Here is a 23,209-nt window from a genome sequence, read left to right as displayed (position 1 = left end):
CATGAGTCAGACACAGTACACCCAGGAACTCCCGCTTCGAAAGCGGATTCAGGAGAACCCGCGCCCCGCGCTCGTCTGGGGCGGGGTGTTCGCGCTGTTGCTCCTCGTGGAGTTCGGCGCGCTCATCGGCATGGCACTCGCGACCCTCGAGTTCTTCGTCCAGGTCGTCGGGGGCATCTTGAACGGCATCGTCGACCTGACCGGCCTCATCGCGTCCGCGGAGAGCGCCATCGACAGCGCCCGCACCGCCGCCGGGCAGATACCGACGCTGCTCTCGCGCGACGTCGTCCCGAACCAGGGCCACCGGACGGCGGCCGGCGGGTGGGAAGGGACGTTCCTCGGCCTCTCGCCGGGCGTCTCCTGGTCCATCCGGTTCGTGCTCGTCTACGCCTACCTGTTCTTCTTCGTCTACTGGCTCTGGAAGGGCTACGACGTCTTCGTCAGACACTACCGCTACGCCGACTGGACGCCGCGCGACGACGTCGTCGAGCGCCTCCGCGACCACCGCTGGGGACAGTTCGGCTTCGTCGTCGTCCTGCTGTTCATCGGCCTCGCGATGTTCGCGCCGACGCTGGCGCCCATCACCTACCAGGACGACACCATCAGGCCGTACGGTGCCTCCTTCGAGTACTACGACGAGGGGTCGGGCGAGGTCCTCGAGACCAACCACGGGACGGCCAACCTCGCGTCGGCCTCCTCGGGCGGGAGCAACCCCGAGAACACGGTCTCCATCGGCGAGTACGACGACTACGGTCGGTTCCACCCGCTCGGGACGTTACCGACGCCGGGAGGTGACCTGTTCACCTCCCTCGCCTACGGCGCGCGCGTCTCGCTGTTCGTCGGCCTGCTCGCCATCGGCATCAGCGGCTTCATCGCCGTCTTCCTCGGCCTGCTGACGGCCTACTACAAGGGCCTGGCCGACCTCACGGCGGTGGTGGTGAGCGACTCGATTCAGGCCATCCCGGCCATCCTGTTGCTCATCCTCATGTCGGTGGTGTTCTCCGACCACTGGATAGCGGACTTCTACAACGGCGGGTTGCTCATCGCGCTGGTGTTCGGCTTCCTCTACTGGCCGGGCATCTGGCGCGCCATCCGCGGCCCCGCGATGCAGGTCTCCGAGCAGGAGTGGGTCGACGCCGCCCGGAGCTACGGGCAGCGCTCGACCGTCACCATGCGCAAGCACATGCTCCCCTACGTGGTCGGTTACCTGCTCGTCTACGCCTCGATGACCATCGGCGGCATCATCATCACCACGTCGGCGCTGTCGTACCTCGGCATCGGCATCAACCCGCCGACGCCGGAGTGGGGACAGATCGTCGCCAACGGCCGGTCGTACGTCACGACCGCCTCCTGGCACATCGCGCTCATCCCGGGGGTCCTCATCGTGCTCGTGGTGACGGCGTTCAACGCCCTCGGCGACGGCATCCGCGACGCCATCGACCCGCAGAGCGACACCGGCGGCGAGGCGGCGTCTGAGGCCGCCGCGACCGGAGGTGGCGGATGAGCATCCAGCTCAACCGCGAGCCGGTGCTGGCCGTCGAGCACCTGCAGACGACGTTCTTCACGGACAAGGAGACCATTCGCGCGGTCGACGACATCTCCTACACCATCCGCGAGGGCGAGACCGTCGGCATCGTCGGCGAGAGCGGGTCGGGCAAGTCCGTCACCGCTCGCTCCATCATGGGGCTGGTCGACTCGCCGGGGCGCATCATGGGCGGGAGCATCCGCTTCAGCGACCCGGAGACCGTCGAGCGACTCGCCGGCCGCTTCCCGAAGCGGACGGTCGACGTCGACGACCTGCGACAGAACCACGACGTCGTCACGCTCGTCGAGCGCCTGTTCGACGACGGCGTCACGCCGGAGGAACTCACCGACGGCGAGTACGACGTCCACGACGCGAAACTGCTCGTCAGGGAGGGCGACGTCGACATGCGTCGCCTCGTCGAGCGTGGGTACACCACCCGCCTCGGCGTCACCGACGAGGAGGCCTTCGTCGTCCGGGACGGCACCGGCGGGTACGTCGAGGTGACGAACGCCTCGAAGCCCGCCCTGCGGGCGCTCCGCGGGAAGGGCATCGCGATGATCTTCCAGGACCCGCTGACGTCGCTCAACCCCGTCTACACCGTCGGCAACCAGATCAAGGAGGCCGTGCGCCTCCACCAGGGCAAGACGGGGCAGGCGGCGACCGACGAGGCCATCCGCCTGCTCGAAGCCGTCTCCATCCCGGACGCCCGACGTCGCATCGACGAGTACCCCCACCAGTTCTCCGGGGGGATGCGCCAGCGCGCCGTCATCGCGATGGCGCTCGCGTGCAAGCCGAAGCTGCTCATCTGCGACGAGCCGACGACGGCGCTCGACGTCACCATCCAGGCACAGATCCTCGAACTGCTCGATGACATCCAGGCGGAACGCGACCTCGCCATCATGTTCATCACCCACGACATGGGCGTCATCGCGGAGGTGGCCGACCGGGTGAACGTGATGTACTCCGGCGAACTCGTCGAGAGCGCGCCGGTCGAGGAGCTGTTCGCGTCGCCGAAACACCCCTACACGCGGGGGTTACTGGAGTCCATCCCCGGCCGGAACGTGGGCGAGGAACGCCTGCGAACCATCGAGGGGGACGTGCCGACGCCGAACGAGCAGCCGACGTACTGTCGCTTCGCGCCACGCTGTCCCGAGGCGTTCGACGCCTGCGACGTCGTCCACCCGGTGAACGTCGACGTGAGCGACGAGCGAGAACACACCGCGGCGTGTCTCCTCTACCCCGAGGAGCTGACGCGGGAGGACGCGGTGGCGTACCACCGCGCGCAGGGCGACGGTGCGCAGACGGAGGTGACCCACGATGAGTGAGGAGCTACTCGCCGAACGACAGCGAACCGCGGACCGGCGCGACGCGCTGGTCGAAGTGAACGGCCTCAAGACCTACTACGAGGGGGGCGGACTGCTGAGTTCGACCCCCGTCAAGGCCGTCGACGGCGTCGACTTCCAGATACAGCACGGCGAGACGCTGGGACTCGTCGGCGAGTCCGGTTGCGGGAAGACGACCCTCGGGCGGACGCTCGTCCGCCTCGAGGAGGCCACCGACGGCGAGGTGCTGTTCGACGGCGAGGACATCACGACGTTCTCGGGGAAGACGCTCAAGCGCTGGCGGCGCGACGCCCAGATCGTCTTTCAGGACCCCGAGTCCAGCCTCAACGACCGGATGACGGTCGGCGAGATAATCCAGGAACCGCTCGACGTCCACGACTGGCCGGAGTTCTCCGTCCGCGTCGAGGGGGCCGGCGACCGGACCGTGCGCGTCTCCGGTGACGGTACCCCCGTCGAGGAGGACGGGACCGCGGACATCGTCGTCACGCTCACCGGGGACTCGGCGCAGGCGTCGGTGCGCGACGCCATCCCGCTCCCGGACGAGCAGGTGTCGGTCTCGGTCGACGACGCCGGCGACACCGTCGACGTGACCGTGACCGTCCACGTCGCGAAGCTGCGCGTGCGCCGCGCGTACGTCCGGCAGTTGCTGGAGACCGTCGGCCTGCGCGAGGAGCACTTCTATCGCTACCCCCACCAGTTCTCCGGCGGCCAGCGCCAGCGCATCGGCATCGCCCGCGCGCTCGCGCTCGAACCGGAGTTCGTCGTCCTCGACGAACCGGTGAGCGCGCTCGACGTGAGCGTCCAGGCGAAGATACTGAACCTCCTCGACGACCTCCAGGACGAGTTCGGCCTCACCTACCTCTTCATCGCCCACGACCTCTCCGTGGTTCGCCACATCTGCGACCGGGTCGCCGTGATGTACCTCGGGCACGTCATGGAGATCGGCGACACCGAGGAGCTGTTCGAGAACCCGAAGAACCCCTACACCTACTCGCTGCTGTCGGCGATTCCGGACGCGGACCCGACGGTGACGCGCCAGCGCGTCACGCTCCGGGGGACGCCGCCGAGCCCCCGCGACCCGCCGGTCGGCTGTCCGTTCAGCACGCGCTGTCCGGTGAAGATACGCCCCGAGGAGTACCGCGACGTCGACGACGGGGTGTGGGAGGGTATCGAGTTGCTCCGGGAGATCCTCCGCGAGCGCGAACGGACCGACCGGAGCCTCGGCGAACGCGCTCGGGCGGCGCTCGGGATGGAGACGCGGTTCTCCGACATCGACGAGATACGCCACGAGGTGTTCGGCGACCACGACGTCCCCGACGAGGTGCGCCGCCACGTCGAGCAGGCCGTGGAGTACGTCCGCGACGGCGACGAGGCGCGCGCGCGCGAGTACATGGCCGAGGAGTTCGGCAGCGTCTGTGACGAGGAGCGACCCGCCCACCACCCGGTGAGCGAGAGCGGACGGACGAGCTTCTGTCACCGCCACGACGCGGCGTACGAGGAGCCCGAACCGGTGTTCGACGACCTCCTCGCGAACCGGTCGCGGAGCCGGTAGATGGCCGACGGCGAGCGCGGGCGGTACGCCCGGGAGTTCGGCGAGGAGTTCGTCCCGCCGCGGCGCCTCCGCGTGCTCGACGCGGTGGCGTACGCGCTCGTCCTGACCCTCCTCGTCGCCACCCTCGCGGTGCTCGTCACGTTCGGCCTCGGCGTCGCCCGGCCGCTCCTCGGGGTGAAGTACCTCCTGTTCGTCGTCGGGTTCCTGCTGTTCGGCGTCGGGAGCGTGAAGGTGCGCCCGAACCCGCCGTACAAAGAGCGGAGGATACTCCCGCCGAACAGCGAGGAGGAGACGGGGTTCCAGGCGCTCGTCCAGCGCGTCGTCGGCCTCCTGGGCGAGGAGTACCGCCTCGGGCCGGACGAGCGCTACTCCGACGCCGCCAAACTGCTGCTCGCGGCCGTCGTCATGCTCGGGTGCTCGGCGGCGCTGGAGTTCGGGTTCGGCGTCGCCGTCTGAGACGTGCCTCATCGAACAACAGGTTTTACCGGCTCACCGACAGAGGTGCGCGTATGCCCGATATCGGAGAGGACACCGACTACGCCGACCGTCTCGCGGCGAACGCGGACGCGCTGAAGGGGGCGTGGGAGGCGACCATCGAGGAGATGCGCGCCATCGAGGCCGAACTCGAGGCCGACGGCTGGGACGTCGCCGCCGTCGCGGCGGGCCACACCGCGCCGAAACACCCCGACATCGGCGACGACGACCGCTTCGGGTTCGTCTACGTCATCCCGGACAACTACGCCGACGACTTCCGGACCGCCTTCGAGCGCGGAACGGGCGGTGCCGAGGACGAACCCGAGGACGGCGAGGTGCGCGAACTCGACGGGTTCGACCGCTACGAGGTGTTCCGCAACGAGACCGGCGGGAGCGTCTTCCAGGTGACGGTGCTGTACGCCGAGGAGGCAGGGGTGGCCATCGTCATCGCGGGGTCCTACGAGCGGGCGTTCGCGGGGGGGCTGGTCCGGACGGCCGTCGAGCGCGACGAGATGTACACCCACGTCCAGACGCTCGACCGCACCCACCTCGGGAGCTTCCGGCACGAGGACTGGGAACTGTTCTTCCCGGACGGACGCGCGCGCGCCGCGGACGGGTCCGACGAGTAGCCCGTCGGCGTGGGAATCGCCGGCACGGATGTGAAGGGGTTTAGTACGCGGGAGGTGACGATGTGTTATGAACGTCGCAGACGCCATGACGCCGCGCGAGGACGTGGTGACGGTGTCGCTTCCCGGGACCCGAGACGACGCCCTCGAATACCTCCGAGCGGGGGAGTTCTCCTCCGTCGCGGTGGTGAAAGGCGAGGCCGACGAGGAGGTCTTTCGCGGCCTGGTGTCGCGCCAGGCGCTCATCGAACGGCCCGACGAGGACCAGCTCGCGCTGCTCGTCGAGGAGGGCCTGACGACGGCGGCCGACGCCACGCTCGAAGACCTCGCCGCGCGCATGCACGAGACGGGCGCCCGGCGCGTCCCCGTCGTCGACGGTGACCGGCTGACGGGTATCATCACCATCACCGACGTCGTGCGCGCCATCGCGAGCGGGGACGCCGACGGCGACGCCGAGGTCGGTCCCCTCGCCACCGTCGAGGTGAACTGCCTCTACGCCGAGACGCCCCTGCGCGTCGCGGAGCGCGAACTCTCCTACGCCGACGTCCCCTACGGCATCGTCCTCGACGACGAGGGCGAGGTCTGTGGCATCCTCACGGAGGCCGACCTCATCGAGGTGGCCGAGATCGTCGAGGGCGAGGGCGAGACCGGCGAGTCCATCGCCAACCAGGACGACGAGTGGATGTGGGAGGGCATCAAGGCGGTCGGGAACCGCTACGTCCCCACGCGCGACGTGGTCTTCCCCGAGGGGACCGTCCGCGAGTACATGACCGAGGACCTCGTGACGGTGTCGCGGACGAAGTCCGCCCAGCACGTCGCCCGGCAGATGCTCTCGAACGACATCGAACAGGTCCCGATGGCCAGCGGCGGCGACCTCGTCGGCATCGTCCGCGACATGGACCTCCTGAAGGCGCTATGAGCGGGACCGACCTCGTCGAGCTGGCGAAGCGCCGGGGGTACTTCTTCCAGGGGAGCGAAGCCTACGGCGGCGTCGCCGGCTTCTACGTCTACGGCCCGCAGGGGGCGGCGCTCAAGCGCAACCTCGAGGACGCGTGGCGCGACCGCTTCCTCACCCGCGAGGGCCACGTCGAGATAGAGGCGCCGACGGTGATGCCGGAGGCCGTCTTCGAGGCGTCGGGCCACCTCGACGGCTTCGACGACATGATCGTCGAGTGCCCGGAGTGCGGGACGAGCCACCGGGCCGACCACCTCGTCGAGGACGCCACCGACGTCGAGGACGCGGAGAGCCTCCCGACCGTGGAGGTCGAGACGCTCATCGCGGAACACGACATCGCCTGTCCGGCCTGCGGAGCACCCCTCACGGGCGTCGAGGTGTCGGCGTTCAACCTCATGTTCGCGACGAACATCGGCCCCGGCAGCGGCGCGCCCGGCTACCTCCGCCCCGAGACCGCACAGGGCATCTTCGTGGAGTTCCCGCGGCTGAAGGAGTACGCCCGCGGCAAACTCCCCTTCGGCGTCGGGCAGATCGGGACCGCCTACCGCAACGAGATCAGCCCCCGCCGGTCGCTCATCCGCGTCCGGGAGTTCACGCAGGCCGAACTGGAACACTTCGTCGACCCCGAGCGCGACGAGCCACCCCTGGAGCGGGTCGCGGACGTGGAGGTCCCGCTCTACTCGGCGCCCGCCCAGGAGGGCGACGGCGACGTCGAGACGACGACCATCGGCGACGCGGTTGAGGCGGGCGTCATCGGCAGTCCGTGGGTCGCCTACTACCTCGGCGTCGCGACGGGCTGGTACGAGCGCATCGGCGTGGACATGGACCGGTTCCGCTACCGCCAGCACCTCGCGGGCGAGCGCGCGCACTACGCGAGCGACTGCTGGGACGCGGAGGCGGAACTCGACGGCAACTGGGTCGAGATAACCGGCTTCGCCTACCGGGGGGACTACGACCTCTCGAAGCACGGCGAGTACGCCGACGACGACTTCACCGTCTTCCGAGCGTACGACGACCCCGTCACCGTCGAGCGCGCCACCGTCGACCCCGACATGAGCGTCCTCGGTCCCGAGTTCGGGAGCGCGGCCGCCGACATCGCGGACGAACTCGAACGGCTGGCGGCGGCCGACGAGTCGGCCTTCGAGGGCGAGTCGGTCACCGTCGAAGTGGACGGCGAGGAGTACACCGTCCCGACCGACGCGGTGGGCTTCAGCGTCGAGGAGGTGACGGAGTCGGGCGAGCACATCACGCCGCACGTCGTCGAACCCTCCTTCGGCGTCGACCGCCTGTTCTACACCGTCCTCGACCACGCGCTGCGCGAGGACGAGGTGGACGGCGAGGCGCGAAGCTACCTCGACCTCCCGGCGGCGCTCGCGCCGACGACGGTGGGCGTCCTCCCCCTGATGAGCAAGGACGGCCTCGACGACCGCGCGCGCGCCATCGTCGAGGACCTCCGGGCGGCGGGCATCACCGTCGCCTACGACGACTCGGGCACCATCGGGCGGCGCTACCGCCGGCAGGACGAGGTCGGAACGCCCTACTGCGTCACCGTCGACTACGAGTCGCTGGCGGACGACACCGTCACCCTCCGCGACCGCGACTCGACCGAGCAGGTGCGCATCCCGACCGACGCCCTGGCCGAGCGCATCGCGGCGCTGCGCGTCGGCGCGTCGTTCGACACCCTCGCGGCGGAGTACCCCGACGCGACCGCGACCGAGGAGTCGCAGGGCTGAGCGATGGTCGCCCCCGAGGTCGAACGGCGGCTGGTCCACGCCAGCGGCGCGAGCGTCCCCATCGCCTACACGTTCGGCCTCGTCCCGTGGACGTGGGTGCAGGCCGTCTTCGTCGGCGGGGCACTGCTCGCGCTCGGCTTCGAGGCGCTGCGCCTCACGGGGACCGTCGACCTCTGGGCCTTCGAGAAACTCACCCGCGAGTACGAACAGGACAACCTCGCGGGCTACGCGCTGTACATGCTGAGCATGGGTGCGGCGACGCTGCTGTTCGACCCGCAGGTAGCCGTCCCCTCGATGCTGATGCTCGCGCTCGCGGACCCCGTCAGCGGCCTGCTCGGCTCCGGCGAACTCCGGGCGGTCAAGAGCGCGTCCGTCCTGTTCGTGATGTTCGCGGTCTGCGCGCTCATCGCCTGGCCGTTCGTCTCCTCGCCCGTCGCCATCGTCCTCGGAGCGCTGGCGGCGACGCTCGCCGACGGCGTCAAACCCGTCTTCCGGGGGTACGTCATCGACGACAACCTCACCATCCCGCTGGCGGCGGGCGCGGCGATGACCGCCGCCCTCGCGCTCGCGCTCTGAGCGCCGCGCTCAGGCGGTGTTGACCATCCCGCCGTCGACGACGAGCGACTCCGCCGTGACGTAGCTCGCGAGGTCGCTGGCGAGGAAGACCGCCGCGTTGGCGACGTCCTCCGGCTGGCCGTATCGCTGGAGGGGGAGCGTCTCGCGTATCGCCTCGCCCTCCTGGGTGCCGATCATCGGCATGTCGTCGGTGGTCATCGCCGTCTCGATGACGCCGGGGTGGATGGCGTTGACCCGTATCCCGTACTGGCCGAGGTCGGCCGCGAGCGCGTACGTCAGGAGTCGGACGGCGCCCTTCGCCGCGGAGTAGGGCGTGATGTCGCCGTATCCGTCGATGCCGGCGACGCTCGACATGTTGACGATACTGCCACCCTCGTCGCGCTCTTTCAGCCGCCGGGCGGCGACCTGCGCGCCGAAGTAGACGCCGTCGAGGTTCACGGCCATCAGTCCCCGGTAGTCGTCGGGGTCGACGTCGGTCACCTCGGCGACGGGGCCGACGATGCCCGCGTTGTTCACCATCACGTCGAGACCGCCGAACTCGTCTGCGGCCTCCACGGCCCGTTCGAGGTCGTCCCTGCTGGTGACGTCGCACTCGACGTAGGTGGCGCTCGCGTCCGTCTCCGTGGGTACGAGTTCGTGGGTCGGTTCGCCCCCCTCGCGGGGGTCCGACTGGACGTCGGCGACGACCACGTTGCACCCCTCCTCCGCGAAGCGTCGCGCGATGGCCCGCCCGTTCCCGCTCGACGCGCCCGTGACGACCGCCGTCTTCCCCGTGAGAAGTTCTGGCATGGCGGTTCGGGATTTCGTGTCACCGAGCGTAACTGTTTGGTCGGGCGGCGTGACCGTGTTCGAGGACGAGACGTCGCGGTCGAGTGGCAGGCAGCGAAGCGACTTTGCCGCCGGCCACGCTTTCTCCGGTATGACTGTCTACGAGGCGGACTTGCCAGGGGTCGGCAAGAAGTTCGAGGTGGAACTCGAGGGCGAGTCACGGCTCGTCATCGTCATCCACAACACGGGGAAGCGAGAGCTGTTCATCCGGCCGGAGGAGGGCGCGGACTCGGAGAAGCTGTTCGAACTGTCCGACCGGCTGGCGCGACAGGTCGGCACCATCATGGAGGGGGCGTACTTCCAGCCGATTCGCACCGAGACCATCGACACGGTGCTGGCCGACGACACGCTCATCGAGTGGGCGAAGGTACAGTCGGGGTCGTCGCTGGCGGGCAAGACGCTCGCGGAGGCGCGCCTTCGCCAGGAGCTCGGCGTCTCGGTCATCGCCATCCAGCGCGGCGAGGAGACGCTGACGAACCCCGGCGCGGAGACGGAGATTCACGCCGGCGACACGCTCGTCGTCCTCGGCTCGCAGGCGGCGTGTCGGGAACTCGATTCGGTGGTCGGAGAGGACGCAGGTATCGATGGCTGAGGGGACGGCCCTGCTTGAGGCCGGAGCGATGTTCGCCGCGCTCGCGCTCGCGGGGGCGGGCGCGCGACGCCTCGGCGTCTCGGTCATCCCCCTCTACGTCGTCGCCGGCATCCTCGGAAACGAGTACGTCGCGGGAGCGGCGGGGCTGCCCGCGATTCGGGACGGCGAGTTCGTCACCGTCGTCGCCGAACTGGGTATCGTCTTCCTGCTGTTCTTCCTCGGCCTCGAGTTCAGCATCGACCGTCTGCTGGAGGGCCGCGACCGGATGACGCGGGCGGGGCTGCTCGACCTCGGCGTGAACTTCCCGGTCGGCGTCGCCATCGGCTTCCTCGTGGGCTGGTCGCCCATCGAGGCGTTCGTCCTCGGCGGCGTCGTCTACATCTCCTCCAGCGCGGTCATCACGAAGTCGCTCATCGACCTCGGCTGGATCGCCAACGCCGAGAGCGAGCCGATGCTCGGGACGCTCGTCTTCGAGGACCTCGCCATCGCCCTCTACCTCGCGGTGCTGTCGGCGGTGGTCCTCGGCGGCGGCGACCTCGCCTCGGCGGCGACGAACGTCGGCGTGGCCATGGGGTTCCTGCTCGTCCTCGTCGCGGGCGTGGCGAAGGGCGAGGTGCTGTTCGAACGCTACCTGCGCGTGGACTCGAACGAACTGTTCGTCATCCGCGCGGTGGCCGTCACCACCCTCGTCGCGGGGGCGGCGCTCGCCCTCGGCGTGAGCGAGGCCGTCGCCGCCTTCTTCATCGGGATGGGCTTCAGCAGCACCGACCACGTCGAGAAACTCGAACGCCTGCTGGTCCCGCTGCGCGACACCTTCGCCGCCGTCTTCTTCTTCTGGATCGGCCTGACGACCGACCCGCGACTGGTCGCCGGCACGGTCGGGTTGCTCGCGGTCGCCGTCGTGGCGACGACGCCCACCAAACTCCTCACGGGGTACCTGACCGGGGCGCGCATCTACGGGCTCGACGCGCGGCGGTCGACGCGCGTCGCCTGCGGGATGGTCACCCGCGGGGAGTTCTCGCTCATCATCGCGGCGCTCGTCGGCGGCGCGGCGAGCCCCGTCCTCTCGGAGACCATCCCCGCCTTCGCCGTCGGCTACGTCCTCGTCATGAGCATCCTCGGGACGCTCCTGATGCAGTCGGCGGACGCGCTGGCGCGGTTCGCGCCCGGGTCCTAGCCGACGCGGACCGCAACACCGAACTCGCTTCCAACGAACGGACGGCCAGTGAGCGTCGTCTCGAACCTCCTCTACCTGCTCGTCGTCCTCGCGCTCGGCGTCGCCGGGCGGTCCGTCGGCCTCCTCGACGACGCCCGGACGCGCCTGCTGACGGCCGGCGCGTTCTACGTCGCGCTCCCGGCGCTGGTGTTCACCTCGACCTCGACCCAGCGGCTGGATGAGGTGCTCGAACCGCGTCTCGTCGTCGGGTTCTGGACGGTGCTGTTCGTCGTCGCCGGCCTCGGCTGGGTCGTCCACCGGGGGGAGTCCTCGCCCGCGGTGCGGAGCGTCGCCGTCGTCCAGTCGTACCACTGCAACCTCGGCTTCCTCGGCCTCCCCATCGTCGCCGCGACGTTCGGCGGCGTCGTGACCGCGAAGGCGAGCCTCGTCCTCGGCGTCGGCGTGCTGACGCAGGTGCCCCTGACCGTCGCGGTGTTCGCGTTCGTCACCGAGGCCGAGGCCGACATCCACGGGGCGCTTCGTGATATCCTCACCAACCCGGTCCTGCTGGCGCTCGTCGCCGGCCTCGCCGCCGCCGCGGTGGGCGTGACCGTCCCCGCCGTCGTCTCGGACGGCCTCGGCCGCGTCGCCGACCTCGCGCTCCCGCTCGCGCTCCTCGCCGTCGGCGCGTCGCTGTCGTTCGACCGGGGGACGGTCGACCCCGGGACGGTCGGGTCGGTCCTCGCGCTCAAGATGCTCGTGATGCCCGTCGTCGCGCTCGCCACCTTCTGGGCGCTCTCGGCGGACCTCTCGACGACGCGGGCGGGGGTGTTGATGCTCGCGATGCCGACGGCCGTCTCGACGTTCGTCTACGCGACCGAACTCGGCGGCGACCCGGACCTCGCCTCCGCCAACGTCTTCGCGACCACCGTCGCGTCCGTCGGGACGGTCCTGCTCGTCCTCCGGTTCGTCGGCTGAGCCGGACCGTTCACTTTCACCCCGATACGCGAACCCTTATTCGAGAAGGCGCGGAACGGGTGCTCAATGGCGGCCACCAGCGAGTCCGACGCCGAGACCATCGACGGCCCCCTGCTCACGCCGGGGGTGCTCCAGCGCCGGGAGTACCAGGTCGAACTCGCCGAGGCCGCGCTCCGCGGCCAGACGCTCGTCTGCCTCCCCACCGGACTGGGGAAGACGGCGGTGAGCCTGCTCGTGACCGCCCGACGGCTCCACGAGGCGGGGGGGAAGTCGCTCCTGCTCGCGCCGACGAAACCGCTCGTCCAGCAGCACGCCGACTTCTACCGCGAGGCGCTGACGGTACCGGACGACGAGGTGGTGGTGTTCACCGGCGAGGTGCGCCCGGCCGACCGGGCCGACCTGTGGGCGGACGCGCGGGTCGTCGTCGCCACCCCGCAGGTCGTCGAGAACGACCTCGTCGGCAACCGAATCTCCCTCCGGGACGTGACCCACCTCACCTTCGACGAGTGCCACCGCGCGACCGGCGACTACGCCTACTGCTACATCGCCGAGCGCTACCACGAGGACGCCGCCGACCCGCTCGTCACCGGCATGAGCGCCTCGCCCGGCGGCGACGAGGAGGAGATACTCACCGTCTGTGAGAACCTCGGCCTGCGGGAGGTGGAGGTGATGACGGAGGCCGACTCCGACGTGAGCGAGTTCACCCACAAGACGGACATCGAGTGGGAGCGCGTCGAGTTGCCCGAGGCGGTCGTCGAGATACGCGACGCGCTGAACGAGGTCATCACCGACCGACTGGAGCGCCTGAAGCGCCTCGGGGTGACGAACTCGACGAACCCGGAGCTCTCCCAGCGCGACCTCAACGAGATACGCGGGAAGCTCCAGCGGATGATAAACAACGACCAGGGGGACGGCTACAAGGGCATGTCCGCGCACGCGGAGATAATGAAGCTCCGGCGGGCCGTCGAACTGGTCGAGACGCAGTCCGTGGAGTCGCTGCGCCGCTACTTCGAGCGCCAGCGCAACGCCGCGCGCTCCTCGGGCGCCTCGAAGGCCGCCCAGCGCTTCGTGAGCGACCCCCGCGTCCAGGAGGCGATGCGCCGCGCCGAGGCCTACGACGACCTCCACCCGAAGTTCCGCCGGGCGCGCATCCTCCTCGCCCAGACCCTCGGCATCGAGGGGGGCCAGCGCGTCATCGTCTTCACCGAGTCGAGGGACACCGCGGAGACCCTCACGGAGTTCTTCTCGAACCACTTCGAGACGCACAAGTTCGTCGGACAGGGCGACAAGGAGGGGTCGGACGGCATGACCCAGAAACAGCAACAGGAGACGCTCGACGCCTTTCGCGCCGGCGAGTTCCAGGTGCTGGTCTCGACGAGCGTCGCCGAGGAGGGGCTGGACGTCCCCGAAGTGGACCTGGTGCTGTTCTACGAACCCGTCCCGAAGGGCATCCGGGCCATCCAGCGCAAGGGGCGGACGGGCAGGCAGAGCGAGGGGAAGGTCCACGTCCTGCTGGCGGAGGACACCCGCGACGAGGCGTACTTCTGGATATCCCGGCGCGAGCAGAAGCGCATGCGCGAGGAGTTGCGCTCGCTGAAGGGCGTCGCGAACGAGGTGAACGAGGAACTCGGACAGGGGAACCTCGACGAGTTCGCCGACGCTGGAGCCGAGCACGGGGAGGCGCCCGAGCGTGACGGGGGCGATACCGAGGGTGACGACGGACGCGAAGGCGCCGGCCAGTCCGGCCTCGACGCCTTCGCGCCCGACCCGGACGGCGAGGACGAGACGGGCCACGACGCGGACCCGGAGGGCGTCGTCGCCACCGCCGAGGGCGACGAGGAGGCGGTCGAGATCGTCGCCGACCAGCGCGAACTGGACGCGACCATCGCCCGCGACCTCTCGACGCGCGACGGCGTCACCACCCGCCTGGAGACGCTCGCCGTCGGCGACTACGTCCTCTCGGACCGCGTCGTGGTCGAGCGCAAGTCCGTCTCGGACTTCCTCGACACGCTCGTCGGCGGCGACCGCTCGCTGTTCGAGCAGGTGAAGGACGCCGCGCGTCACTACTCGCGGCCGGTCGTCGTCATCGAGGGCGAGGACCTCTACGGCGCGCGCAACGTCCACCCGAACGCGATTCGGGGCGCGCTCGCCTCCCTCGCGGTCGACTTCGGCGCGAGCGTCCTCCGAACGGAGGACGAGAAGGACACCGCCGACCTGCTCGAAGTCGTCGCCCGGCGCGAGCAGGAGACCCGCGGCCGTGAGGTGAGCGTCCACGGCGAGAAGGCGGCGAAGACGCTCGCCGAGCAACAGGAGTACGTCGTGAGCGCCATCGCGGACATCGGCCCGGTCACCGCCCGCGCGCTCTTAGAGGAGTTCGGTACCGTCGAGGCCGTGATGACCGCCCGCGAGGACGACCTCCTGGAGGTGGCGGGCGTCGGCAGCGTCACCGCCGAGCGCATCCGCGAGGTCGTCGGCAGCGACTACGAGTGAGTCGGGACGTCAGCGCTCGGCGCGTCGGACGGCCGCGAGGGCGTCGGCCGCGTCGCCGACCGCCCCGAGGAACTCCCGGGCGCGTGCGAGGTCGTCCGCGTCCTCGGCCTCGCGCGCGAACCGGGTGACGGTCCGGGCGAGCGACTCGCGGGCCGCGGCGAGGTCGGCGTACTGGCCGGCCGGACGGTCGGGGGCGTCGGACGCTGGCTCGGCGGACGGCCGGGCCGGCGCAGCGGCCCCGTCGACGCGCTCGGTCCGTGGACGGGGCGCGTCGGGCGTCCCCGTCGCGTCGTCGGACGGGTCCGGCGTCTCGACGGGGACTTCGTTGGCGGTGGCTTCGTCGGGCGTGGGTCCTTCGTCGGGGGCGGTCGCCTCGGCCCCCTGTTCGGCGGTCGCGCGCTGCTGGGCCTCCTGTGCCGACGAACAGGTCGGACAGAACGCCTCGCCCTGCCAGCGGAAGACCGGGTCGCCGCAGGTGTCGCAGTGCTTGTTCGTCATCGTCGCCCCCTTGAGCAGGAGTTCGCTCATGCGCTGGGTGCCGGCGCGGCGGCGCTCGTCCTCCGCGAACTGCTCCCGGAGCTTCTCGCGCTCCGCTTCCTTGTCGAAGTCGCTCATGGGAGATGGGAGGGTAGCGAGGCCGAAAAACGTGGCCCTCTCCGGAGCGCCGGGCGGTGCCGGCGGTACGACGATAGTCGAACCCAATGTCGGCGCAAGACGCACTAACACCGGGATTCGACGCCTTTAACGGTCGCGCAGGAGCAGAGGTACGTGGTATGACGAAAGTTAGCGTAGTGGGGGCCGCCGGGACGGTCGGAGCCGCCGCCGGGTACAACATCGCACTCCGCGACGTCGCGGACGAGGTCGTCTTCGTGGACATCCCGGACAAGGAAGACGAGACGGTCGGCCAGGCGGCGGACGTCAACCACGGCGTCGCCTACGACTCGAACACGGTCGTCCGACAGGGGGGGTACGAGGCGACGGCCGGGTCCGACGTCGTCGTCATCACGGCGGGCATCCCGCGCAAGCCGGGCCAGACCCGCATCGACCTCGCGGGCGACAACGCGCCCATCATGGAGAACATCGGCTCGTCGCTCGCGGAGTACAACGACGACTTCGTCTCCATCACCACGTCGAACCCGGTCGACCTCCTCAACCGCCACCTCTACGAGGCCGGCGACCGCGCCCGCCAGCAGGTCATCGGCTTCGGCGGTCGACTGGACTCCGCGCGCTTCCGGTACGTCCTCGCCCGGGAGTTCGACGCGCCCGTCCGGAACGTCGAGGCGACCATCCTCGGGGAACACGGCGACGCGCAGGTGCCGGTCTTCTCGAAGGTCCGCGTCAACGGCCGCGACCCCGAGTTCTCCGGGGAGGAACGCGACCGCATCCTCTCGGACCTCCAGGAGTCGGCGATGGAGGTCATCGAACGCAAGGGAGCGACCGAGTGGGGGCCGGCGACGGGCGTCGGCGACATGGTCGAGGCCGTCCTCCGCGACACGGGCCGGGTGCTGCCCGGGTCGCTCGTCCTCGACGGCGAGTACGGACTGGACGACGTCGGCCTCGGCGTCCCGGTCGAACTCGGCGCGAACGGCGTCGAGGAGGTCGTCGAGTGGGACCTCTCGGGGACCGAGCGCGACCAGCTCGACGACGCGGCGGAGAAACTCTCCGAGCAGTACTCGAAGATAGCGTAACCGGACTGTTCTCGTCGCTGCCCCGTCAGGCGGACCCCGGCCGCCAGACGCCCTGCGTGCGGTCGAGGAGCGTCACGACGACGACGTGCGGCAGTGTCAACAGCGAGAGGAAGACGAGGTAGACGCCGAGGAGTGTCGACGCCGACCCCGTCGGACGGAACGCGGCGAGCGCGACGAACAGACAGAGCGCGACGGCGGTGAGCGGGACGGCGTCGCGCGAGAACCGGCCGAACGCCGGGAGCGACCGACTGGCGGCGAGCGCGTCGCGCGCCCGCGCGTCGAGGAGTTCGAGGCGGACGACGTGGCGCAGGGAGTGCCACAGACAGAAGTAGAGTCCGACGGCGAGTATCGGCGGGACGAGGAGGAAGTACGCCCAGAGCAGCCCCGTCTCCAGCGCGTCGAGACGCCAGGCGGGGCGTGTGCGGGGGGCGCGCCGGGAGCCGACGGCGAGCGCGACCACCGAGAGCGCGAGGAGGCCCGTCCCCGCGACGAGCCGGGTCGTCGGGGTGAAGAGGGGGTCGAGCGCCGCCGCCGCACCGGGGTCGACGGTGGCGACGGCGCTCGCGGCGACCCGGCGGTACTGCTCGGGGGCGGCGACCAGCGGGACGACCATCGGGAGGCCGCCGCGCACCGAGAGCGCGAGCGCCCGCTGGGCGCGCGTCCGGAGGTGCGTCTCCTCGACGAGCGACACGAGGACGTAGAGGTCGCCCTGTCCCCAGTGGAACCAGGTCAGCGCGACGAACAGGCAGAACGAGGCGGCGGGCGCGAGTAGCCACCCGACGAGGTAGACGCCGCCGAGGACGAAGTAGAGGACACCGACGGCCGCGAGCGCGTCGCGCGTCTCGCCGTGGAGGAGGTGCCACAGCCCTCCCTCGGCCGTCGCGCCGCGAGCGCGGAGGAGCGTGAGGTGGTCGACGGCGCCGTGGGGGAGGCCGAGGACGAGGAGGCTGAGGGCGAACGGGAGGTAGAGCAGGAGCGTCGGCACGGGCGGGCCGAGCGCCACCAGGGCGGTGACCGCGGCGAGGGCGACCCAGACGGGTCGCGTCGTCGTCCGCCGGACGGTCCGTCTCGCGGTCCGGGAGCTCACCGCCATCGCACCCCCCGACCGGCGAGCGCGAGTCGCCGACGAGAGCGCTCGCCGGTCGCCAGTCGGGCGAGCACCCAGTGAAAGAGCAGGAGTCCGTTGACGAGCAGGACGTTGGTCAGCAGGAAGAAGACGGCCTCCTCGACGGGCAACCCGAGTATCGACAGCCCCGTGGAGGAGGCCGGCGAGATGGTCCAGAGGCCGAGCGAGATGGCGACGGCGTCGACGGTGCAGAGGTAGAGCGTCGGGCCACCGACGGCCAGCGCGACGGTCCGGCGGTGCGCCCACAGCGCCGGCCCGCCGACGGCCCACTGGAAGGCGACGACCGGGGCGGCCCACACGAGGATGGCGCCCAGGTAGAACCCCCGGGGGACCGTGAGCAGGGCCGCGCCCGCGAGGGTGACGCCGATCCAGCAGGCGACGCCGACGAGTCGGGTCCGACCGCGGCGACTCGGCGACCCCGAGAGCGGCGGCGCGACCCGGTGGAACCACAGCCCCGTCAGCAGCGGCTGGAGGACGAAGAAGAGGTACTCCTCGACGGGGACGGCGCCGAGGCGCGCGCTCACGACGCCCGGGCCGTAGCGCCAGACGCCGAGCGAGACGAGGTAGTCGTCCCACGGCGCGGTGTAGACGACGGCGACGGCCGCCATGAGCGCCAGACCGGACAGTTCCGTGCGCGAGAGGCGTTCGCTCGTCGCGGCGAGGAGTGCGATGGGAGGCAGGACGAACAGCAGGTGGAACTCGAGGTAGGTGAGCGACATCGGGGCGAGTGGACGACGGCCGTTCGACCACGTACGGTACTAGCGATTCGACAGTAAAAGGGTGTTGAGCGTACGTGATATCCCATATTTCGAGTAGAAACCAAACGTCTGTAAGTAGTGTTCGAGCTGCACCAAACATATGTAGAAATTAATAAATAGCGTCCGGCGCGTATCTGACGTGTAGTATGGGACCTACACTTGCAGAGATTGCACTCGGAGCGACGGCACCACTGCTCCAGCAGGGGGGTGGGGCGTACCAACCGGGGGGAGAGCGCCTCTGGTTGCTGCTCGGGACCATCGGGATGACCATCGGGACGCTCTACTTCGTCCAGCAGGGGCGGGGAGAACAGAATCCACGCAAACAGGAGTTCTACATCATCACGGTGTTCATCACCGCCATCGCCTCGGTGGCGTACCTCGCGATGGCGCTCGGCTTCGGCGTCACGACCATCCAGGTAGGCGGCGAGACGACGCCCATCTACTGGGCGCGCTACGCCGACTGGCTGTTCACGACGCCGTTGCTCCTGCTCGACCTCGCGCTGCTCGCGGGGGCGAACCGGAACACCATCGCGACGCTCGTCGGCCTCGACGTCGGGATGATACTGACGGGCCTCGTCGCCACGTTGACGACGCAGGGGGCGCTGGGGCTGAGCGCCGACGCGGTCCGCCTCGTCTGGTGGGGGGTCAGCACGGGCTTCTTCCTCGTGTTGCTCTACGTCCTGCTCGGCACGCTCTCGCGCAGCGCGAGCGACCGACCCAGTGAGGTCGAGGAACTGTTCAGCACGCTCAAGAACGTCATCATCGTCCTCTGGGCGGCCTACCCCGTCGTCTGGATTCTCGGGACCGAGGGGGTCGGACTGGTCGGCCTCGGCGTCGAGACGGCCGTGTTCATGGTCCTCGACCTGTCGGCGAAGGTCGGGTTCGGGGTCATCCTGCTCCGGAGTCGGAGCGTCCTCGACCAGGCCATCGGCGAGCGGACCCCCCCGAGGGGGTCCCCGGCCGACGACTGACCGCGGTCCGACACTCGCGGCTCTTCTTTCGAACGTTACGGTGACGGGACGAGCTGTTCGCCGTCGTCGTCGTAGACGGTGATGGCGTCGACAGGGCAGACCCGAGCGGCGAACTTCGCGTCGAACGCCGCGTCCTCGGGGACCTCGCGGACGAACAGCCCATCTTCGCGCTCCTCGCTGTCCGCGAGGTCGGCCTTCCCCTCGCTCTTGTTACGCTCGAAGGCGTCCCACTCGGCGACGCACTGGTACATCCCGATGCAGGTGTCGCGGTCGAACTCGACTCTCATAGAGGGAGTTCGAGGAACGAGGGGATAGCGGTGACGGTGGGCGCGTCCGTGCGCTCGTGCGCTCGCGCGTTCACTTCCGACGCGCCCTCTCCGACCCTTTAAATCGGGTGGCGCACAACCACCTCGCAATGAAGGTAGGAGACGTCCCGGCGGTGCCGGAGTGGCTGGCGGGACACCTCCGCGAGGACGGCATCGAGGAGCTCTACCCGCCGCAGGCGGCGGCGGTCGAGCGGGGCGTCACCGAGGGCGAGAGCCTCGTCGCCTCCATCCCGACGGCGAGCGGGAAGACGCTCATCGCGGAACTGGCGATGCTCGCGAGCGTCGCCCGGGGCGGGACGGCGCTGTACATCGTCCCCCTGCGGGCGCTCGCGAGCGAGAAACAGCGCGAGTTCGAGCAGTTCGAGGCGTACGGCCTCACCGTCGGCGTCTCGACGGGTAACTACGAGTCCGACGGCGACTGGCTGGCGACGTGTGACATCGTCGTCGCGACCAGCGAGAAGGTCGACTCGCTCGTGCGCAACGGTGCGGGCTGGCTCGACGACCTGGCGTGCGTCGTCGCCGACGAGGTCCACCTCGTCGACGACGCCCACCGGGGGCCAACCCTCGAGGTGACGCTCGCGAAACTCCGGCAGTTGAACCCCTCGCTCCAGACCGTCGCGCTGTCGGCGACCATCGGGAACGCCGCCGAGATAGCCGACTGGCTCGACGCCGAACTCGTCGACTCCGACTGGCGGCCCATCGACCTCCGGACGGGCGTCCACTACGGCCAGGCGCTGCACTTCGACGACGGCGACACCCGCGAACTCGCCGTGCGCAGTTCCGAGCGACCGACGGCCGCCATCGCCCGCGAGACCCTCGACGAGGGCGGGTCGACGCTCGTGTTCGTCAACTCCCGGCGGAACGCGGAGGCCGCCGCCAAACGTCTCGCGGGCGTGACCGGCGAGGCGCTCACGCCCGACGAGGAGGAACGTCTGGAGACGGTCGCCGAGGAGATACGCGAGGTGAGCGACACGGAGACGAGCGACGACCTGGCCGCCTGCGTCGAGCGGGGCGCGGCGTTCCACCACGCCGGCCTCGCGCGCGACCACCGCTCGCTGGTCGAGGGGGCCTTCCGCGACCGCCTCATCAAACTCGTCTCGGCGACGCCGACGCTCGCGGCGGGCGTCAACACCCCGTCGCGACGGGTGGTCGTCCGCGACTGGCGGCGCTACGACGGGACCGTCGGCGGGATGGCGCCGCTCTCGGTGCTCGAGGTCCACCAGATGTTCGGCCGGGCGGGACGACCGGGCCTCGACCCCTACGGCGAGGCGCTGTTGCTCGCCAACAGCCACGACGAACTCGACGAACTGTTCGAGCGGTACGTCTGGGCGGACCCCGAGGCGGTGCGCTCGAAACTCGCCGCCGAACCCGCCCTCCGGACGCACGTCCTCGCCACCGTCGCCTCGGGGTTCGCCGGGTCGCGCGAGGGCGTCCTCGAGTTCCTCGACCGGACGCTGTACGCCGCCCAGACGACCGAACCGGGGCGACTCGAACACGTCACGGACAACGTCATCGACTACCTCGTCGTCAACGACTTCCTCGAACGCACGGGCGACGACCTGACGGCGACCAGCCTCGGCCACACCGTCTCGCGGCTCTACCTCGACCCGATGAGCGCCGCCGAGATCGTCGACGGCCTCCGCGGCGCGAGCGCCCCCACCGCGATGGGGCTCTATCACCTCGTCTGCCGGACCCCCGACATGTACGAACTCTACCTGCGGTCGGGCGACCGCGAGGAGTACACGATGCTCGCTTACGAACGCGAGAGCGAGTTCCTCGGCGCGATGCCCTCGGAGTTCGAGGACGGCCGCTTCGAGGAGTGGCTCTCGGCGCTCAAGACCGCCCGGATGCTGGAGGACTGGGCGAGCGAGGTGGACGAGGAACGCATCGCCGAGCGCTACGGCGTCGGCCCCGGCGACGTGCGCGGGAAGGTCGACACCGCGGAGTGGTTGCTCGGGGCGGCCGAGCGCCTCGCGGGCGAACTCGACATGGGCGTCGCGCCCGCCGTCCGCGAGGCACGCGTCCGCGTCCAGCACGGCGTGAAGGAGGAGCTGATGGACCTCGCGGGCGTACGCGGCGTCGGTCGAAAGCGTGCCCGGCGGCTGTTCGACGCGGGCGTGGAGACGCGCGCCGACCTCCGGGCGGCGGAGAAACCGGTGGTCCTCGCGGCGCTGCGCGGCCGGCGGCGGACCGCCGAGACCGTCCTCGAGAACGCGGGACGCGAGGACGTCTCGATGGAGGGCGTCACTCCCGACCCGGACGCAGCGCCGGCGGAGTCGTCGCCGGCGCCCGCGGAGCGCGAGGGGACGGGGGAGGACCAGTCGAGCCTGGGTGACTTCTGATGCGACTGGTCGAGGGGACCGTCACCGTCGAGGACGTCGACGCGTTCGTCGCCGACCTCGCGGCGGTCGGCGAGGCCCACGGCTGTGCGGTACAGGCGTTCGACGCCCGGATGGTCGTCGGCGAGCGCCACCTCCGCCGGGCGGTCGAACTGGCGGCGCGCGCCCGCGAGCGCGGCGAGGCCATCGCACGCGACCGGGCCGTCGAGATACTGCTGTACGCCGCCGGACGCCGCCAGATAGACCAGGCGCTCGCCCTCGGTGTGAGCGAGGGCGAGGACCGACCGGTGGTCGTCGTCGTCGACGGGGAGGGTGAGGCGGACGCGGCGGCGGCCGTCGCCGACCGTCTCGCGAGCGCGTCGACCCTCGGCGGGTACGACGAGGAGCGCGTCGCGTCGTACTACGGTATCACGGCGGCGGAGCGCGAGGCGACCGACGCGGACCTGGAGGCGCTCGTCTGCGAGCGGGTCGCGCTGCTGGCCGTCGAGAAGTGACCGGGCGAGAACGAGCGTGACCGTACCACTGGGTCGCGCCGGCGTCGGTTACTCGGGGGCCGCGTCGATGAGGACGACCGCCTCGCCGTCGATGACCGCCTCCTCGTCCTCGTCGAGGACGCGGGTGGTGAGGCGGTAGCGGCCGTCGTCGAAGTCCTCCGCGACCTCGACGTCGGCGGTGACGCGGTCCCCGATGCGGACCGGTTTGAGGAACTGGACGTCCTGCGAGAGGTAGATGACGTTGCCCGGGAGCCGGGCGAGCGCCGCCGAGATGAGTCCGGAGACGAGGGTCCCGTGGGCGATGCGGCCGTCGAAGCGGGTCTTCGCGGCGTAGTCGGCGTCGAGGTGGATGCGGTTGGTGTCGCCGCTGGCGGCGGCGAAGCGCTCGATGTCGCGCTCGGTGAGCGTCTTGGAGAACCGGACGACGTCGCCGACCGAGAGGGCCTCGCGGGAGTCGGCGCTGACCTCGGAGTCCCACTCCGCGAGGTCCTCCCCGGGACGCAGTCGCCCCTCGGCGGTGGTGCCCTCGACGGCGGTGCCCTCGGCGTCGGCGACCGGCACTCCGAAGGCGGCCGCCGTGGCCCGGTTCGCGGCCAGTACGCTGTTGAGGAGCTGTTCGGAGGTGCGCGTCCAGGTGGTGAGGAACGGGTTCGAGGTCGTGCTCATCGTGACAGTGGTA

The 23,209-nt window shown here is 70.3% G+C and carries 22 protein-coding genes; 16 read left to right on the top strand and 6 right to left on the bottom strand.

Annotation, left to right across the window (positions count from 1 at the left end; translation table 11 throughout):
• Position 1: 1 nt before the first annotated feature.
• The 8 genes from P1Y20_RS11325 to P1Y20_RS11290 all read left to right on the top strand — a co-directional run bounded on the left by P1Y20_RS11325 (position 2) and on the right by P1Y20_RS11290 (position 8,784).
• Positions 2-1,504 carry an ABC transporter permease gene (locus tag P1Y20_RS11325; protein ID WP_304448765.1) on the top strand — a complete coding sequence of 501 codons (1,503 nt, stop codon included), beginning with the start codon at positions 2-4 and terminating at the stop codon, positions 1,502-1,504.
• Positions 1,501-2,850 (top strand): ABC transporter ATP-binding protein, encoded by a 1,350-nt coding sequence (locus P1Y20_RS11320; RefSeq protein ID WP_304448764.1) that lies wholly within the window; start codon positions 1,501-1,503, stop codon positions 2,848-2,850. Before P1Y20_RS11325 ends, P1Y20_RS11320 begins: the two co-directional genes overlap by 4 nt.
• On the top strand, positions 2,843-4,420 hold the full coding sequence (locus P1Y20_RS11315; RefSeq protein WP_304448763.1) for an ABC transporter ATP-binding protein: 1,578 nt from the start codon (positions 2,843-2,845) through the stop codon (positions 4,418-4,420). The genes P1Y20_RS11320 and P1Y20_RS11315 overlap by 8 nt, the downstream gene beginning before the upstream one ends.
• Positions 4,421-4,876, top strand: coding sequence for a DUF7555 family protein (locus tag P1Y20_RS11310; protein ID WP_304448762.1), 456 nt, complete (start codon positions 4,421-4,423; stop codon positions 4,874-4,876).
• Positions 4,877-4,929: 53 nt separating this feature from the next.
• Positions 4,930-5,523 (top strand): DUF7529 family protein, encoded by a 594-nt coding sequence (locus P1Y20_RS11305; protein WP_304448761.1) that lies wholly within the window; start codon positions 4,930-4,932, stop codon positions 5,521-5,523.
• A 67-nt stretch (positions 5,524-5,590) separates the two neighbouring features.
• Entirely contained in the window at positions 5,591-6,439 is an 849-nt protein-coding gene (locus P1Y20_RS11300; RefSeq protein WP_304448760.1) for a CBS domain-containing protein, read from the top strand.
• Positions 6,436-8,208 (top strand): glycine--tRNA ligase, encoded by a 1,773-nt coding sequence (gene glyS / locus P1Y20_RS11295; protein ID WP_304448759.1) that lies wholly within the window; start codon positions 6,436-6,438, stop codon positions 8,206-8,208. The genes P1Y20_RS11300 and glyS overlap by 4 nt, the downstream gene beginning before the upstream one ends.
• Before the next feature lie 3 nt (positions 8,209-8,211).
• Positions 8,212-8,784 (top strand): diacylglycerol/polyprenol kinase family protein, encoded by a 573-nt coding sequence (locus P1Y20_RS11290; protein ID WP_304448758.1) that lies wholly within the window; start codon positions 8,212-8,214, stop codon positions 8,782-8,784.
• A gap of 9 nt (positions 8,785-8,793) precedes the next feature.
• Here P1Y20_RS11290 and P1Y20_RS11285 read toward each other — a convergent pair whose 3' ends face one another.
• Positions 8,794-9,573: an SDR family oxidoreductase gene (locus tag P1Y20_RS11285; protein WP_304448757.1), complete on the bottom strand. Its 780-nt coding sequence runs from the start codon at positions 9,571-9,573 to the stop codon at positions 8,794-8,796.
• 130 nt (positions 9,574-9,703) lie between these two features.
• Here P1Y20_RS11285 and P1Y20_RS11280 point away from each other — a divergent pair, with 130 nt between their 5' ends.
• The 4 genes from P1Y20_RS11280 to P1Y20_RS11265 all read left to right on the top strand — a co-directional run bounded on the left by P1Y20_RS11280 (position 9,704) and on the right by P1Y20_RS11265 (position 14,828).
• Entirely contained in the window at positions 9,704-10,204 is a 501-nt protein-coding gene (locus P1Y20_RS11280; protein WP_304448756.1) for a cation:proton antiporter regulatory subunit, read from the top strand.
• Positions 10,197-11,381 carry a cation:proton antiporter gene (locus P1Y20_RS11275; protein WP_304448755.1) on the top strand — a complete coding sequence of 395 codons (1,185 nt, stop codon included), beginning with the start codon at positions 10,197-10,199 and terminating at the stop codon, positions 11,379-11,381. The genes P1Y20_RS11280 and P1Y20_RS11275 overlap by 8 nt, the downstream gene beginning before the upstream one ends.
• A gap of 48 nt (positions 11,382-11,429) precedes the next feature.
• On the top strand, positions 11,430-12,338 hold the full coding sequence (locus P1Y20_RS11270) for an AEC family transporter (protein ID WP_304448754.1): 909 nt from the start codon (positions 11,430-11,432) through the stop codon (positions 12,336-12,338).
• 66 nt (positions 12,339-12,404) lie between these two features.
• Positions 12,405-14,828, top strand: a complete 2,424-nt coding sequence (locus tag P1Y20_RS11265; protein WP_304448753.1) for a DEAD/DEAH box helicase — start codon at positions 12,405-12,407, stop codon at positions 14,826-14,828.
• 9 nt (positions 14,829-14,837) lie between these two features.
• Here the strand turns inward: P1Y20_RS11265 and P1Y20_RS11260 are convergent, their stop codons facing one another.
• Positions 14,838-15,443: an Sjogren's syndrome/scleroderma autoantigen 1 family protein gene (locus P1Y20_RS11260; protein ID WP_304448752.1), complete on the bottom strand. Its 606-nt coding sequence runs from the start codon at positions 15,441-15,443 to the stop codon at positions 14,838-14,840.
• Between the two features lie 158 nt (positions 15,444-15,601).
• On the opposite strand from P1Y20_RS11260, the gene mdh reads away from it, so the two are divergent.
• The gene (gene mdh, locus P1Y20_RS11255) at positions 15,602-16,516 is read left to right on the top strand and encodes a malate dehydrogenase (RefSeq protein ID WP_304448751.1); all 915 of its coding nucleotides are present in this window, start codon (positions 15,602-15,604) and stop codon (positions 16,514-16,516) included.
• 25 nt (positions 16,517-16,541) lie between these two features.
• On the opposite strand, the gene P1Y20_RS11250 is transcribed toward mdh, so the two are convergent.
• Positions 16,542-17,609 (bottom strand): Brp/Blh family beta-carotene 15,15'-dioxygenase, encoded by a 1,068-nt coding sequence (locus tag P1Y20_RS11250; RefSeq protein WP_304448750.1) that lies wholly within the window; start codon positions 17,607-17,609, stop codon positions 16,542-16,544.
• Positions 17,600-18,361, bottom strand: coding sequence for a lycopene cyclase domain-containing protein (locus P1Y20_RS11245; RefSeq protein ID WP_304448749.1), 762 nt, complete (start codon positions 18,359-18,361; stop codon positions 17,600-17,602). Before P1Y20_RS11245 ends, P1Y20_RS11250 begins: the two co-directional genes overlap by 10 nt.
• A gap of 185 nt (positions 18,362-18,546) precedes the next feature.
• Between P1Y20_RS11245 and P1Y20_RS11240 the strand changes: the two genes are divergently transcribed.
• Positions 18,547-19,371, top strand: coding sequence for a bacteriorhodopsin (locus P1Y20_RS11240; RefSeq protein ID WP_304448748.1), 825 nt, complete (start codon positions 18,547-18,549; stop codon positions 19,369-19,371).
• 35 nt (positions 19,372-19,406) lie between these two features.
• On the opposite strand, the gene P1Y20_RS11235 is transcribed toward P1Y20_RS11240, so the two are convergent.
• The gene (locus P1Y20_RS11235; RefSeq protein WP_304448747.1) at positions 19,407-19,658 is read right to left on the bottom strand and encodes a ferredoxin; all 252 of its coding nucleotides are present in this window, start codon (positions 19,656-19,658) and stop codon (positions 19,407-19,409) included.
• A 128-nt stretch (positions 19,659-19,786) separates the two neighbouring features.
• Between P1Y20_RS11235 and P1Y20_RS11230 the strand changes: the two genes are divergently transcribed.
• Both P1Y20_RS11230 and cgi121 read left to right on the top strand, forming a co-directional pair.
• The gene (locus P1Y20_RS11230) at positions 19,787-22,039 is read left to right on the top strand and encodes an ATP-dependent DNA helicase (protein WP_304448746.1); all 2,253 of its coding nucleotides are present in this window, start codon (positions 19,787-19,789) and stop codon (positions 22,037-22,039) included.
• Positions 22,039-22,530, top strand: a complete 492-nt coding sequence (gene cgi121, locus P1Y20_RS11225; protein ID WP_304448745.1) for a KEOPS complex subunit Cgi121 — start codon at positions 22,039-22,041, stop codon at positions 22,528-22,530. The genes P1Y20_RS11230 and cgi121 overlap by 1 nt, the downstream gene beginning before the upstream one ends.
• 48 nt (positions 22,531-22,578) lie before the next feature.
• Here the strand turns inward: cgi121 and P1Y20_RS11220 are convergent, their stop codons facing one another.
• Entirely contained in the window at positions 22,579-23,196 is a 618-nt protein-coding gene (locus tag P1Y20_RS11220; RefSeq protein ID WP_304448744.1) for a MaoC family dehydratase, read from the bottom strand.
• Positions 23,197-23,209: the final 13 nt, after the last annotated feature.

This window comes from Halomarina ordinaria, from assembly GCF_030553305.1.
Classification (GTDB): Archaea; Halobacteriota; Halobacteria; order Halobacteriales; family Haloarculaceae; genus Halomarina; species Halomarina ordinaria.
This window is presented reverse-complemented; position numbering and strand designations above follow the sequence as displayed.